A 13,789-nucleotide genomic window follows, 5' to 3' on the forward strand; every position below is an offset into this window, starting at 1 on the left:
TTTCGCGTGAGCGCGGGTCAGCGCACCGGCACCGCCGACCGCTGCGTCGGCAGCGACGGGGTGGCGGGGTCCGCGGTGACCGCCTTCGGGTGGTCGGGCAGCAGGCGGGTGTAGACCTCGTCCATCACCCGGGCCTGCGCCTCCCAGGTCCACTGCTCCAGCACGCCCGGCCGGTCGTAGGCGGCGCGGTACCGCTCGGGATCGTCCAGCACCGCCCGCACCGCGCGCAGGTAGTCGTCAAGGTCCTCGGCCCGGAACACCTCACCCTGGCCGGTCGCCCGGGTCGCCTCGGCCATGGTCCTGACGTCGCTCACCACCATGGGCAGCCGGCCGTGGGCGTACTCGAAGAACTTGGTGATCAGCGCGATCTCGTGGTTCGGCTTGTGGTGGATCGGGATGACGCCGAGGTCGGCCGGGGCCACGAAGGCCGACACCTGCCAGTGCGGCACGTACGGCAACAGGTGCACCCGGTCGGCCACGCCGAGTTCGGCGGCGAGCTCCTCCAGCTCGTACATGATCGGCACCCGGCCGTTCGGATGCACCGACACCAGCGCGACGTGCGCGTCCGGCATCCGGGTCAAACCGCGGATCATGATGTCCACCCCGCGCGACGGGTTGATGCCGCCGCAGTAGACCAGCAACGGGGTGGTCGCGTCGATGCCGCAGAGCGCCCGGATGTCCGGCACCGGCACGGCCCGCTGCTCCGGGGTCAGCGCGGCGGGCGGAGCGTTCAACACGACGGCCGGCTGCTCGGGCAGGTCGTGGGTCTCCCGGAGCAGGTCGGCCAGCGTCGAGGAGACGGTGATGACGGCGTCGGCGTAGGGCGCGTGCTCCCGCACGTACGCGATCTGGGCCGGCAGCCAGCGCAGGTTGGTGGGCCGGCCGATGATGCCCGGGACGAACTCGTGGGCGTCCCAGACCAGCTTGACGTCGCGGCCGCCGGCCCGGGCCCGCATGGCGGCCCGCGCCCCGACGCCGAGCATCCGGAAGTCGTGCGCGTGGATGAGGTCCGGCTCCAGCTCGTCGACGACCGGGGCGAAGGCCAGCTCGAAGTCCCACAGCTCCGGATCCAGCCGGCGCCAGGCGCGGTCACCCTGCAGGCCCTGCCAGAACCGCAGGGCCGCCCGGTCCAGCCGGGAGTTCGGGTCCTGCTGGTGCTCCTGCAGCCGCTTCAGCTCCCGCGAGCGGAGCTTGACCCACTGGAACATGATCTTGTTGAGGAAGTACGGCGACGCCAGCCGGGCCTTGCCGGCCAGCTCGGCCCAGCGCGCCCCACCACCGCGCCGCGCCACCTTGATCTCGGAGAGCCGGAAGTTGAGGTCGTCCCGCCGGGCCTTGAGCTTGTTCAGCTTCCGCTTCGGCTCGGGCCCCGGCTTGTAGGCCAGCGGCCGGCGCAGCAGGGCGCGACGATAGGTGACCGGGTGCGGGAGCCGTCGGGGCACCCGGATGAGACGCACCTCGGCGTCACCGAGCCGCCACGTCTCCTCCGCCGTGGCGCTCTTCAGGATGCCGACCAGGATCACCTCCCAGCCGGCCTCGGCGGCCGACCGGGCGGCCTTCTGCACCCGGGAGTCGCCGTGGACCCCGTTGTCGACCAGCATCACCACCCTCCCCCGGGTCGGTCGGGCGTCGGTGGACGGGACAGCAGGCATCGGGTGCTTCTCCTCGTTGACGGGTCTGGCACGGTCGGTCCGGCTCCCCCGCGCCGGTCGTCCGGGGACGACCGGCGCGGGTCACCGGAGGAAAGCGTCGAAGACCTCGGCGGTCCGCCGACCGTCGTGCTGGTCACGGACGTACCCGGGCCCCTCGGCGGCGAGCGCCGTCGCGGCGGCACGGTCGTCGAGCAGCGACTCGATCGCCTTCACCAGCGTGGTGGGCGTCGCGTTCACGATGGGCGGTTGGACGCCGACCGCGCGGTGGGCGGCCTCGCTGAGGTAGGCCACCACCACCTTGCCGGCGGCCATCCCCTCGCAGGAGAACGTGCCGTAGCTGCCGATCACGAGCTGGTCGACGACGATGTCGGCGTCCTGCACCAGGCGGCGCATCTCGCTGTACGGCAATCGTTCCACCAGCCGCAACTCGATGATCCGCCGGTCGTGCAGCTCCTGCAACTGGGGCAGGAGCCGGTCGGTGCCCTTGGTCCAGCGGTTGGACGGGGCGTGCAGCACCACCGGCCGGGCCCGTTCCAGCACCGGACGGTCGCACGTCCAGCCGTCGACGTCGACCACCAGCGGGGCCCAGGTGGCGAAGGGCACGTCGTCCAGCAGGTCGGGGGTGGTGACGAACAGCGGGAGGCCACTCTCCTCGGCGGTGCGCCGGTTCCGCTCGGCCACCACGGTGAGCCGCTCCCGCAGGTCCTCCGGGGCGTCCCGGAACGCGGACTCGGCGTGCCGCTCCAGGTGCGCGCCCGGGTGACGGATCTCGCTGCCGTGCGCCAGCAGCGCCACCTTGATCCGGGCCCGGCGCAGGGCGGGGAGGTCGGCCGCCACGTCGTCGCCGTTGAGCCGGCCGAGCACCGGGCGGAAGGCGTCGACGATCAGGTGGGTGTACGCGCCGAGCACCCGCCGGATCTGTTCCAGCTGCACGTCGAGCTGGTGTTCGGCCGGGAAGTGCAGGTAGCGGTCCGCCGGGTACCGGTAGGTCGCCGGCGGCTTGGCCACGACCAGCTCCACGCCCACGTCCGGGCGGGCGGCGCTGATCGCGGCGGCCAGCGCGGAGAGCTGACCGGCATAGTTGGCGGTGCCCAGGCCGAGCCGCACGGGCCCGGCGCCCAGGGCCCGCCACGAACCCGGTGTGCCGGCCTCGACCGGCGCGACGATCGGCTCCGCCGCCTCCGGCGCCTCCGCGGTGCCGTCCCACGCCCGCTCGACGGCCTTCACGAAGGACGGCACCGAGCCGGGGACGAACAGTTCGCCGGTCCGGTGCCGGGCCAGGTACTCGCGGACCGGCCGGGCGTTGCCGGCCACGATCCGCAGCCCGGCGGCCCGGTAGGCGTCGAGCACCGCCGGCACCGTCGCGGCCGGGTCCCCCGCCGGGGCGAACCCGAGCACGGCCAGGTCCGCCGAGGCGAGGAACGCCGGCGTCAGCCGGCGCGGGCGGGGCACCTCGTGCACCCGCCGGCGCGCCTTGCCGGCACGGCGGATCAGCTCCCCCACGGCCGCCCCGTCCGCGTCGGTGCGAACGAGGGCCAGGTGGAACTCCGGCAACCGGACCAGGGCGGCGAGGATGCCGCCGAGCGCCCGGTCGTCCGCGATGCCGCCCGCGTGCACGAGCAGCGGCGTGGTGGCGGGGAGCTCGCAGAGCTCCCGCACCGAAGGGGTCTCCCAGGGCCGGTCGCCGGCGGCGGCCCGGCGGAGCGCGATGCGCCACCGCCGGGGGAGCCGCCGCTTCACCGCGGAGACCGTCCGCCGAACCGGCGCCGGGCTCATCGCAGTGCCGGCTCCGCGTCGCTCCCGGCGGGCGCGACGGAGACGACCTTGCCGTCGGACGCGGACTCGAGGAGCCCGGCCGCCACCTGTACGGTCCGCAGGCCCTGCCGCAGCGTCACGATGTCGCTCTGCTTGCCCTCGACGGCGTCGCGGAAGCGCTCGTGCTCCACCAGCAGGGGCTCCCGCTTCGGGATCGCGTAGCGGACCATGTCGCCCTCGGCCACCCCGCGGAACGCGCGCAGCGCCTCCCACTCGGTGTCGATGGCGGCGTTGGCGTAGAAGGTCAGGTCGGCGGTGAGCGTGTCGGCGACGAAGCAGCCCTTGTCGCCGGTGACCACGGTGGACCGCTCCTTGAGCGGGCTCAGCCAGTTGACCAGGTGGTTGACCATCGTGCCGTCGGACAGCTGGCCGACCACGGCGACCATGTCCTCGTGCAGCCGGCCGCTGCGGGAGACCGTCCGGGCCGACACCGACGTGTATTCGCGGCCGGTCACCCAGGCGGTCAGGTCGATGTCGTGGGTGGCCAGGTCCATGACCACGCCGACGTCGGCGATCCGGTGCGGGAACGGGCCCTGGCGCCGGGTGACCACCTGGAAGACCTCGCCCAGCTCGCCGGCCTCCAGCCGGGTACGCAGGCTCTGCAGCGCCGGGTTGTAGCGCTCGATGTGCCCGACGCCGGCGACCAGGCCGGCGTTCTCGAACGCCTCGACCAGCTTGGTGGCGGCCTCGACGGACTGGGCGAGCGGCTTCTCGATCAGCGCGCAGACCCCGTTGGCGGCCAGCTCCAGGCCGACCCGCTCGTGCAGGGCGGTCGGGCAGGCGACGACCGCGTAGTCGATGCCCATGGCCAGCAGATCGGCCAGCTCGGGAACGACCGGGGCGCGGAGCGTGCCGGTGACGTCGCCGGCCGGGTCGACCACGCCGACCAGCTCGACGCCGTCCAGGCCGGACAGCACGCGGGCGTGGTTGCGGCCCATGGCGCCGAGGCCGATGAGGCCGGCGCGCAGCTTGCGGCTCTGGCTCACCGGGCACCTCCGGCCAGGTTCGCGCCCTCGGCGATCCGCTCCAGGTCGGCCGGGCTCAGCGACGGGTGCACCGGCAGCGACACGACCTCGGCGGCGGCCCGCTCGGTCTCCGGCAGGTCCCACGGGCCCGGCTTGCCGTCGGCGTCGAGGTAGGGCTTGAGGCGGTGGATCGGGGTCGGGTAGTAGACCGCGTTGCCGATGCCCAGCTCGGTGAGGCGGGCCATCGCCGCGTCCCGGTCGCCCTGCACCCGCACGGTGTACTGGTGGTAGACGTGCTTGGCGGCGTCCGCCACGGGCGGGGTGACCATCCCGGTGATCTTCGAGTCGAGGAACTTGGCGTTCGCCCGGCGCTGCTCGGTCCACTCGGCGAGCTGGGTGAGCTGCACCCGGCCGATGGCGGCGGCCACGTCGGTCATCCGCATGTTGGCGCCGACGATCTCGTTGGCGTACCGCTGCTCCATGCCCTGGTTGCGCAGCAGCCGCAGGGTGCGGGCCAGCTCGGCGTCGGCGGTGGTGACCATGCCGCCCTCCAGGGCGTGCATGTTCTTCGTGGGGTAGAAGCTGAAGCAGCCGGCGGTGCCGAACGCGCCGACCGGGGTGCCGTGCAGGCTGGCCCCGTGCGCCTGGGCGGCGTCCTCCACCACGGCGAGGCCGTGCCGCTCGGCGATGGCCATGATCTGGTCCATGGCGGCCGGGTGGCCGTAGAGGTGCACCGGCATGATGGCGACGGTGCGCGGGGTGACCGCCGCGGCGACCGCCTCCGGGTCGACGCAGAAGCTCCCCGGCTCGATGTCGACGAAGACCGGCTCGGCGCCGACCAGCCGGACGGCGTTGGCGCTGGCCGCGAAGGAGAACGAGGGCACGATGACCTCGTCGCCCGGGCCGAAGCCGAGCGCCATCAGGGTGAGCTGGAGGGCGGACGTGCCGGAGTTGACGGCGACGCAGTGCCGGCCGGCGACCAGGTCGCCGAACTCCTCCTCGAATGCCGCGACCTCGGGGCCCTGCACGACCCGGCCGCTCCGCAGCACCCGGACAGCCGCCTCGATCTCGGCCTCACCGATGATCGGTCGTGCTGGGGGAATGAACTCTGGATGCGGCCCGACCATGGGGCTTCCTCCTGTCGACACGTTGCTCTTGGGGGGGAACGTTCTGGGGATGGTAGCGGTTTGTGGCGAAAACAACCTGATCGCACTCATTGTCCGACCAGTTGTGTCCTGCTGTTCATGATCGACGGGCCGGCCGTCGACGACGGCACCGGGGGTCAGACTTCCACCTCGTCGCGGACAGGCCCCAAGCATGCTACCCGCAGGGCCGCGACGATCGCGGAGGCCAGTCGGGGCACCTCCGCCATCTCCAGGGGCGCCCGGGAGATGGCCATGCGCCAGTAGACCGGACCGACGATCAGGTCCACCGCGGCGCGCCGGTCGGTGTCCGGGGAGAGCTCCCCCCGCTCGACGGCCCGGCCGATCAGGATCCGGCCGACGGCCTGCTGGTAGTCGTCCAGGGCGGCCTGGAGCTTCTCCGCGATCTGCGGGTTGCGGGCCGCCTCGGCCAGCAGGTCCGGGATGATCTGCGAGGCCAGCCGGTGACGGAGCGCACGGGCCATCACGTGGAGCAGGATCTCCAGGTCGCCCAGGAGGCTCCCGGTGTCCAGCAGCGGCAGGTTGCGGCCGGCCACGGCGGAGACCATGTCCAGCACGAGGTCGAGCTTCGAGCGCCAGCGACGGTAGATCGCCGTCTTGCTGACCCCGGCCCGGCGGGCCACCGCCTCGATGGAGAGGCGGCCGTAGCCGACCTCGGCCAACTCCTGCATCACGGCGGTGCGGATGGCACTGGTGATCTCCCCGCGCAGCACCGCCGCGCCGGCCGGGGCACGCCTCTTCTCGGTCGTCACGTGGGACAATGTAGCGCAACGACGGTACGGTTGCGTCCCGACGTGTTTTGGACTACCTTTCCGGCAGCAGCGAGGCACCCTCCCCGCCCGGCCGCGCTAGATTTCCACGCCGCGACACATCTCCTGCTCCCCATCGGCACAAAAGATCGGAGCGCCTGACCATGGCCAACACCGCGGTGGCCGACCCCGATTCCGGGCTGACCCAGGCCCAGCTCGCCCAGCGGTACGGGCTGCGGGTCGCCGGGGAACGCCCACCCCTGGCCGAGTACGCCCGCCGACTGTGGGCGTACCGACACTTCATGACCGCGTACTCGCGGGCGAAGGTCGCCTCCTCGCTGAGCAACACCCAGCTCGGCCAGCTCTGGCAGGTGCTGACACCGCTCACCAACGCGGCGGTCTACTACCTGATCTTCGGCGTGATCCTGTCCCAGCACCGGAGCGTGTCGAACTTCATCGCCTACCTGTGCACCGGCGTGTTCATCTTCATGTTCACCCAGACCGCGGTGCAGAACGGCACGAGCGCGATCACCGGCAACCTCGGGCTGATCCGGGCCCTGCAGTTCCCCCGGGCCGCGCTGCCGATCACCGTCACCCTGGTGCAGCTCCAGCAGCTGCTCATGTCGATGATCGTGCTGGCCGCCATCGTGCTGCTGACCGGCGAGCCGATCACCTTCCGCTGGCTGCTGATCGCCCCCATGCTGCTCCTGCAGACCATCTTCAACGTCGGGCTGACCATGGTGATGGCCCGGCTCGGCTCCAAGGTCACCGACCTCAAGCAGGTCATGCCCTTCGTGATGCGGACCTGGCTGTACGCCTCCGGCGTGCTCTACCCGGTCGCCCTGTTCCGGGAGCACCTGCCGAACTGGGCGGCGGCCGTCCTGGAATGGAACCCGCCGCTGGTCTTCATCGAGCTGGCCCGGTACTCGCTGCTCGACTCGCACCAGGCGAACCTGGTCAGCTCCCCCCTGCGGCTCTGGGCGCTCGGCCTGTTCTGGGCGGTCGTCATGGGCATCGGCGGGTTCGTCTACTTCTGGCGCGGAGAAGAGGAGTACGGCCGTGGCTGACCTCACACAGCCGGCGGGCAACGCCGCCGTGGTGGACTCGGGGCGCGTCCCCACCGTCGTGGTGGACGACGTGCACGTGATCTACCGGATCCACAAGGGCGCCACCGGCGGCACCACGCCGGTCTCGGCGCTCAAGCGGATCGTGTCCCGGACCAAGGCGCCGAGCATCCGCGAGGTGCACGCGGTCAAGGGCGTCAGCTTCACCGCGTACGAGGGTGAGGCCATCGGCCTGATCGGCAGCAACGGCTCCGGCAAGTCGACCCTGCTGCGGGCCATCGCCGGCCTGCTCCCGCCGGCCCGGGGCGCGGTCTACACGCAGGGCCAGCCGTCCCTGCTCGGTGTGAACGCGGCCCTGCTCAACGACCTGTCCGGCGAGCGCAACGTGGTGCTCGGGTGCCTGGCCATGGGCATGCCGCCGGAGGAGGTCAAGCGGCTCGCGCCGGAGATCATCGAGTTCTCCGGGATCAACGAGCGCGGCGACTTCGCCTCGCTGCCGATGCGCACCTACTCCTCGGGCATGGGCGCGCGGTTGCGCTTCGCCATCTCCTCGGCGAAGAAGCACGACGTGCTGCTCATCGACGAGGCGCTGGCCACGGGTGACCGCAAGTTCCGCGCCCGCAGCGAGCAGCGGGTGCGCGAGCTGCGCGACAGCGCCGGCACCGTCTTCCTGGTCAGCCACTCCATCGGCTCGATCCGGGACACCTGTGAGCGGACCATCTGGCTGGAGAGCGGCGTCCTGAAGATGGACGGCCCCACCCAGGAGGTCTGCGACGCCTACGAGAACCAGAAGTAGTCGACCGGAGCGCACCGGTTCCGGGCTCGCCCGGGTCGGTGCGCTCCGTCGTACGCGTTAAGGTTCACCTCGGCGCCGACCAAAGTTCACCACCCGGTCACCGACGCGCAAAACCCCCATCCACCGCAGAAGTGAGGAACGGCAATGACGCAGGACCGCACCCCCGCACCGGACGCCCAGCCGGCGAGCCCGGCGCCCTGGCGGCCCTCGCGGACGGTGGCCGTGATCCTCGCCGGGGGGACCGGGACGCGTCTCGGGCTGGGCATCCCGAAGCAGCTGCTGAAGATCGCCGGTAAGCCGATCATCGAGCACACCCTGGCGGTGTTCGAGGCCGCGCCGGAGATCGACGAGATCATCGTGCTGATGGCCGGCGGTCACGTGCCGGACGCCGAGCGGATCGTCGCCAACGCGGGCTTCCGCAAGGTCAGCAAGGTGATCGAGGGCGGCGACACCCGCAACGACACCACCCGGATCGCGCTGGACGCCGTCGGCGACGGTGACGTCAACATCCTCTTCCACGATGCCGTGCGCCCGCTGGTCAGCGCCCGGATCGTGCGCGAGTGCGTGAACGCCCTCTGGACGTACGCGGCGGTGGACGTGGCCATCCCGTCCGCCGACACGATCATCCAGGTCGACCAGGACGACTGCATCACCGACATCCCGGTCCGCGCCACCCTGCGCCGCGGCCAGACCCCGCAGGCGTTCCGCTCCGGCACCATCCGTGAGGCGTACCGGCGGGCCGAGGGCGACCCGGACTTCGCCGCCACCGACGACTGCGGCGTGGTCCTGCGCTACCTGCCCGGCACGCCGATCAAGGTGATCGACGGTTCGGACGAGAACATCAAGGTCACCCACCCGGTCGACGTGCACCTGGCGGACAAGCTCTTCCAGCTCGCCGCCGCGCAGGTGCCCAGGGTCAGCGACCACCGCAGCTACACCGAGGAGCTGGCCGGTCGGACCATCGTGGTCTTCGGCGGCAGCTACGGCATCGGCCACGACCTCACCGAGCTGGCCCGCCGCTACGGGGCCCAGGTCTTCCCGTTCAGCCGCTCCACCACCGGCACCCACGTCGAGCGGGCCGAGGACGTGGCCGCCGCGCTGAAGACCGCCTTCGAGGCGACCGGCCGGATCGACCACGTGGTGGTCACCGCCGGGATCCTGGAGAAGGGTGCCCTGGCGGAGATGGACGAGGAGACGATGGACCGCCTCCTGCACGTCAACTTCGTCGGCCCGGTCACCATCGCCCGGCAGTCGCTGCCCTACCTCCAGCAGACCAAGGGCCAGCTGCTGCTCTACACCTCCAGCTCCTACACCCGGGGCCGGGCGCGCTACGCCCTCTACTCGGCCACCAAGGCCGCGCTGGTCAACCTGACCCAGGCGCTCGCCGACGAGTGGGCCGAGTTCGGCGTACGGGTCAACTGCGTCAACCCGGAGCGCACGGCCACCCCGATGCGCACCAAGGCGTTCGGCGAGGAGCCGGAGCACACCCTGCTCTCCGCCGAGGCGGTCGCCCAGGCCTCCCTGGACGTGCTGATCTCCGAGCTGACCGGTCAGGTGATCGACGTCCGCCGGGCGCCGGGCGAGCCGGTCGTGGCGGTGCCCGCCCAGCCCGGCCCGGATCCTGCCGAGCAGCTGCCCACCGGCATCGACGCCTGAGCCGCGGGACGGGACGAGCCAGATGCGTGGTGACCTGGTCCGGAAGCTGCTCGCCCGGGTGCTGACCACCGGGCTGGCGGTGCTGGCCTTCCTCGTCGTGGCGCTCACCGGGGCGACCGGCTGGGGGTTGGCGGTCGCGGTCACCGCCCTCGCCGCCGCCGCCTGGGAGCGCCGGGTCCGGCCGACCGCCGACGGCCTCGCCGAGTCGGTGCTGGTCGCGGCCGGCATCCTCGTCGGCTACGCCCGCCGGCTGGACGCCGGCTTCGACCCGGCGCTGGCGGCCACCGCGCTCGTCCTGCTCGGCCTGGTGCTGCTGGTCGGGCCGCTGCGCGATGCCGGCGCCCTGGAGATCCGGGCGGCCAACCTGCCGGTCCGGTCCTGGACCCCGCTGGTCGCCGCCCGGCTCGGCGACGCGCTGCTGGTGCTGCTCGCCCTGGTGGCCCTCGCCGCCGGCCTGGCCCTGCCCGCCTGGGTGGCCCTGGCCGTCGCGCTGCTGGTCGGGGCGGGCTGCGGCGCGGTCGGCCTCGACCTTGCCCGGCGGCGGTTCCGGCCCCCGGCCGGTGGTGGGCCGGTCGGCCGGGCGCTGCGCCGCCACCAGCCCGAGTTCGTGCTCTACTTCTCCGCCCCGCCCGGCTCCGAGTACCAGGTCACCATGTGGCTGCCCTACCTGGAACGGATCGGCCGGCCGTTCCTGGTGCTGCTGCGCGAGCCCGAGTTCCTGCCCGCCGTGGCCGCCGCGACCCGCGCCCCGGTGGTCTTCTGCCCCACGCTGAAGACCATGGACGAGGCGCTGGTGCCGAGCCTGCGGGCGGCCTTCTACGTGAACCACGGGGCGAAGAACAGCCACTGCATCCGCTTCTCGCAGCTCACCCACGTGCAGCTGCACCATGGCGACAGCGACAAGGCGCCCAGCGCCAACCCGGTCTCAGCGATCTTCGACAAGATCTTCGTGGCCGGACCGGCCGCCATCGAACGGTACGCCCGGGCCGGCGTGGAGATCCCCGCCGAGAAGTTCGTCGTGGTCGGCCGCCCCCAGGTGGAGGCCATCGAGGTACGCCGGGAGCCCGTCACCGGCCCGGCCCACCCGACCGTGCTCTACACCCCCACCTGGACGGGCCACCACGCCGACGCCGACTACTGCTCGCTGCCGGTGGCCGAGACGGTGATCCGCCGGCTGCTCGACCGGGGTGCGACGGTGATCCTGCGGGCGCACCCTTACACCACGCAGAACCCGGCCTCGGCGCGGCAGCTCGCGCGCCTCACCGAGCTGCTCGCCGCCGACCGGGCCCGGACCGGCCGGGCCCACCTGTGGGGCGCGGCGGCCGGCCGCGAGCTGACCCTCACCGAGTGCGTCAACCGCGCCGACGCGCTGGTCTCGGACGTCTCCGGGGTGATCTCCGACTGGCTCTACTCGGGCAAGCCGTACGCGGTCACCGACATGGGCGTCGACGGTGCGCACTTCGTCGAGCGGTTCCCGCTGGCCGGCTCCGGCTACGTGCTGCGCCGGGACATGTCCAACGTGGACGAGGTGCTGACCGAGCTGCTGGAGACCGACCCGAAGGCGGCGGCCCGCTGGGCCACCCGATCCCGCTACCTGGGCGACTTCCCCGCCGAGTCGTACGCCGAGGTCTTCCTCGACGCCGCCCGCCGGGAACTCGCGCCGGAGCGGACCGTGCCCGCGCCGCGGGACGACGCGCCGCTGCCCTCCCCCACCGCCTGACGGGCGGTCAGAGGTAGTCGTCGAGGAGGGCGAGCACCGCCGCCGGGTCCTCGACGTGCGCGTTGTGGCCGAGGCCGGGCAGGGTCGCCACGGGAACGCCCAGCTCCTTGAGCTGCGCGTCGCTGACCATCGGGTCCTGCTCACCGCGGGCCAGCAGCACCGGGACGTCGGTGGCGGCGAGCAGCGCGGGCAGCCGCGGCTCCCCCACCGCGAACGCGGCCGGGTCCATGGCCAGGCGCCAGCGGCCGTCCTCACGGCGCAACCCCGCCTCCACGACCGGATGGTCGGGGGCGAACAGCCCGGCCAGCCCGGAGACCCGCAGGTAGCGGCGGGCCGCCTCGTCCCGGGTGGCGAACCAGGTCACCGGACGGTCGGCCAGCTCGCGGGCCTTCGCCAGCTCGGCCGGGGACCAGACGGCCTTGATGCCGAGCCCGACCACCGCGTCGACGGGCAGGCGCCGCGACCGCGCGGCCAGCGCCAGCGCCACCACCCCGCCGAGCGAGTGGCCGAGCAGCACGAGCCGGTCGCGGGGGCCGAGCCGGTCGGCCACCGGGCCGAGGCCCTCGACGACCCGCCGGGCCAGGGCCTCGAAGGAGTAGCCGGGCAGCGGGGGCGACCAGCCGTGACCGGCCAGGTCGGGGGCGAGCCAGCGCCCCGCCCAGGAGCGCTCCAGCAGCGGCGCCCAGGGCAGCCACACCTCACCGGTGGCGCCCATGCCGTGCAGCAGCAGCAGATGGCGGGTACCCGTCTCGTCGCCCATACGGCGCAGTGTGCCACCGGACGGACACCGGGCGCGAGAGCGGACACCGGCGCGGACGACGTCGGGCACCGGCTCGGTGGAGCCGGTGCCCGACGGTAGGTGCGATCAGGCGGAGTAGCCGCGGGTGGCGGCCCAGTTCGCCAGGTCGATGGTGCTGATCCAGTACGCGGGCAGCGCCGCGTTCGCCGAGTCGGCGATCCGGACGGTGCGGCCGTCGTCCTTGTAGCCGACCACGGCGATGTAGTGGCCGCCCGGGAACGAGTGCCAGCCACCGTCGGTGTCGGTGGCGTCGCCGGCGATGTTGACCACCACGCCCCGGCCGTCGGTGATCGCCTTGACCACGTCCGCCTGGAGCTGGTCCATCTCCGCCGGGCTCGCCGAGCCGTCGAACATGTGGGTCCGGTACGGGCTGCCCTTGACCATCTGGTTCAGACCCCGGGTGGTGTCCTCGGCGGAGTTGGTGCCGTTCTCGCCGGCGTTCAGCGGGGCGATCATCGCGTCCTGGGTGGTCTCGACGCCGCTCGCGCTGAGCGCGTTGCGCACCGCGGCCGGGCCGCAGTTCCAGTAGGCGGTCTGCGCCTCGTAGGTGTAGTCGAGCACCTTGGTCGATGGCGGCTTCGGCTTGGCCTTCCGGGTGGTGTCCGGGTCGGTGGTGGCCTTGGCCGCGGCCTTCGCGGCCGACGGCGACGCGCTCGGGGAGACGGACGGCGAGGGGGCGGCGGCCCGGGCCTCACCGCGGGTCGCGACCTCGCCGAGCCGGGAGCCCAGCTCGGCCACCGCGGCGGTGTTCTCCTGGCGGACCGGGGCGTCGTCGGTGGCGGCGAGGGCGGCACTGGTGCCGCCGGCCAGGACGAGCGCCGCGGCCGAGCCGGCGATGATCTGGTACGGACGTTCGGTCACGATGCGGCGCAACTGACGCTTCAGGTGGTGCTTCACGGGTTCCTCCACGGAGCGTGCGGCACACACCGGCCCCACGCGCGGAGGAACTCACGCGCGCTGGCGGGGCGGGTCGCCGCGGAAGGGGATCGCCCGGGGGGCCGGGCGGTCGGGACGGTTGCCGGATCCGGTCGCCGTCAGGCGAGCGCCGGCACCACGATGCCGCGGAGGCGGGGGGACGAGCGGGGGCTGGTGAGCACGAGGAATGGCACTCCTTCCATGACCGCCGACCGGGTTAGCTGACGGATTCGGGCGGGAAGTTCGCCCTACCCCGGGCCGTGGCCCGCGGATTCACCCCGGTGTTGCTGTGGGTCCCCGGTTCGTGAGAGCACGATTAGGCGGGTCGGCGCGGCGTCGCCACTTGCGATCGGAAACCGCTCCGGACGCGCCGACACTACCGGTGGGTATGCCGCCTGCCAAGCGCTCTCACCTGCTTAAACCTCGTGCACCACTACGGATATCGGAACAGTCGGTCACTGACTTCACTCAATGGGACGAGCAGTTACGGCGGCA

11 protein-coding genes and 1 riboswitch are annotated in these 13,789 nt (G+C 72.8%); of the genes, 4 read left to right on the plus strand and 7 right to left on the minus strand.

Annotated features, from left to right (window positions below; all coding sequences use genetic code 11):
• Nucleotides 1-17 precede the first annotated feature (17 nt).
• The 5 genes from ABZW14_RS18565 to ABZW14_RS18585 form a co-directional block, all read right to left on the minus strand.
• On the minus strand, nucleotides 18-1,652 hold the full coding sequence (locus tag ABZW14_RS18565; RefSeq protein ID WP_355347618.1) for a glycosyltransferase family 4 protein: 1,635 nt from the start codon (nucleotides 1,650-1,652) through the stop codon (nucleotides 18-20).
• 81 nt (nucleotides 1,653-1,733) lie between these two features.
• Entirely contained in the window at nucleotides 1,734-3,392 is a 1,659-nt protein-coding gene (locus ABZW14_RS18570; protein ID WP_355347621.1) for a glycosyl transferase family 1, read from the minus strand.
• Between the two features lie 32 nt (nucleotides 3,393-3,424).
• Nucleotides 3,425-4,453, minus strand: a complete 1,029-nt coding sequence (locus ABZW14_RS18575) for a Gfo/Idh/MocA family oxidoreductase (RefSeq protein ID WP_355347624.1) — start codon at nucleotides 4,451-4,453, stop codon at nucleotides 3,425-3,427.
• Nucleotides 4,450-5,559, minus strand: coding sequence for a DegT/DnrJ/EryC1/StrS family aminotransferase (locus ABZW14_RS18580; RefSeq protein WP_355347627.1), 1,110 nt, complete (start codon nucleotides 5,557-5,559; stop codon nucleotides 4,450-4,452). Before ABZW14_RS18580 ends, ABZW14_RS18575 begins: the two co-directional genes overlap by 4 nt.
• A gap of 155 nt (nucleotides 5,560-5,714) precedes the next feature.
• Nucleotides 5,715-6,347 carry a TetR/AcrR family transcriptional regulator gene (locus tag ABZW14_RS18585; protein ID WP_355347630.1) on the minus strand — a complete coding sequence of 211 codons (633 nt, stop codon included), beginning with the start codon at nucleotides 6,345-6,347 and terminating at the stop codon, nucleotides 5,715-5,717.
• A gap of 161 nt (nucleotides 6,348-6,508) precedes the next feature.
• Between ABZW14_RS18585 and ABZW14_RS18590 the strand changes: the two genes are divergently transcribed.
• The 4 genes from ABZW14_RS18590 to ABZW14_RS18605 all read left to right on the plus strand — a co-directional run bounded on the left by ABZW14_RS18590 (nucleotide 6,509) and on the right by ABZW14_RS18605 (nucleotide 11,580).
• A complete protein-coding gene (locus ABZW14_RS18590; protein ID WP_355347633.1) occupies nucleotides 6,509-7,411 on the plus strand; it encodes an ABC transporter permease in 903 nt (300 codons plus the stop codon).
• On the plus strand, nucleotides 7,404-8,204 hold the full coding sequence (locus ABZW14_RS18595) for an ABC transporter ATP-binding protein (protein WP_355347636.1): 801 nt from the start codon (nucleotides 7,404-7,406) through the stop codon (nucleotides 8,202-8,204). The genes ABZW14_RS18590 and ABZW14_RS18595 overlap by 8 nt, the downstream gene beginning before the upstream one ends.
• A 144-nt stretch (nucleotides 8,205-8,348) precedes the next feature.
• A complete protein-coding gene (locus ABZW14_RS18600; RefSeq protein WP_355347639.1) occupies nucleotides 8,349-9,860 on the plus strand; it encodes a bifunctional cytidylyltransferase/SDR family oxidoreductase in 1,512 nt (503 codons plus the stop codon).
• A gap of 22 nt (nucleotides 9,861-9,882) precedes the next feature.
• Nucleotides 9,883-11,580 (plus strand): CDP-glycerol glycerophosphotransferase family protein, encoded by a 1,698-nt coding sequence (locus tag ABZW14_RS18605; RefSeq protein WP_355347642.1) that lies wholly within the window; start codon nucleotides 9,883-9,885, stop codon nucleotides 11,578-11,580.
• A 7-nt stretch (nucleotides 11,581-11,587) separates the two neighbouring features.
• Here the strand turns inward: ABZW14_RS18605 and ABZW14_RS18610 are convergent, their stop codons facing one another.
• Both ABZW14_RS18610 and ABZW14_RS18615 read right to left on the minus strand, forming a co-directional pair.
• The gene (locus ABZW14_RS18610) at nucleotides 11,588-12,340 is read right to left on the minus strand and encodes an alpha/beta fold hydrolase (RefSeq protein WP_355347645.1); all 753 of its coding nucleotides are present in this window, start codon (nucleotides 12,338-12,340) and stop codon (nucleotides 11,588-11,590) included.
• Between the two features lie 105 nt (nucleotides 12,341-12,445).
• Nucleotides 12,446-13,288 (minus strand): C39 family peptidase, encoded by an 843-nt coding sequence (locus tag ABZW14_RS18615; RefSeq protein ID WP_355347648.1) that lies wholly within the window; start codon nucleotides 13,286-13,288, stop codon nucleotides 12,446-12,448.
• Between the two features lie 197 nt (nucleotides 13,289-13,485).
• A riboswitch (cyclic di-AMP (ydaO/yuaA leader) is annotated at nucleotides 13,486-13,627 on the minus strand.
• Between the last annotated feature and the right edge of the window lie 162 nt (nucleotides 13,628-13,789).

Origin of the sequence: Micromonospora sp. NPDC004551 (assembly GCF_040609975.1) — a bacterium.
GTDB lineage: Bacteria > Actinomycetota > Actinomycetes > Mycobacteriales > Micromonosporaceae > Micromonospora.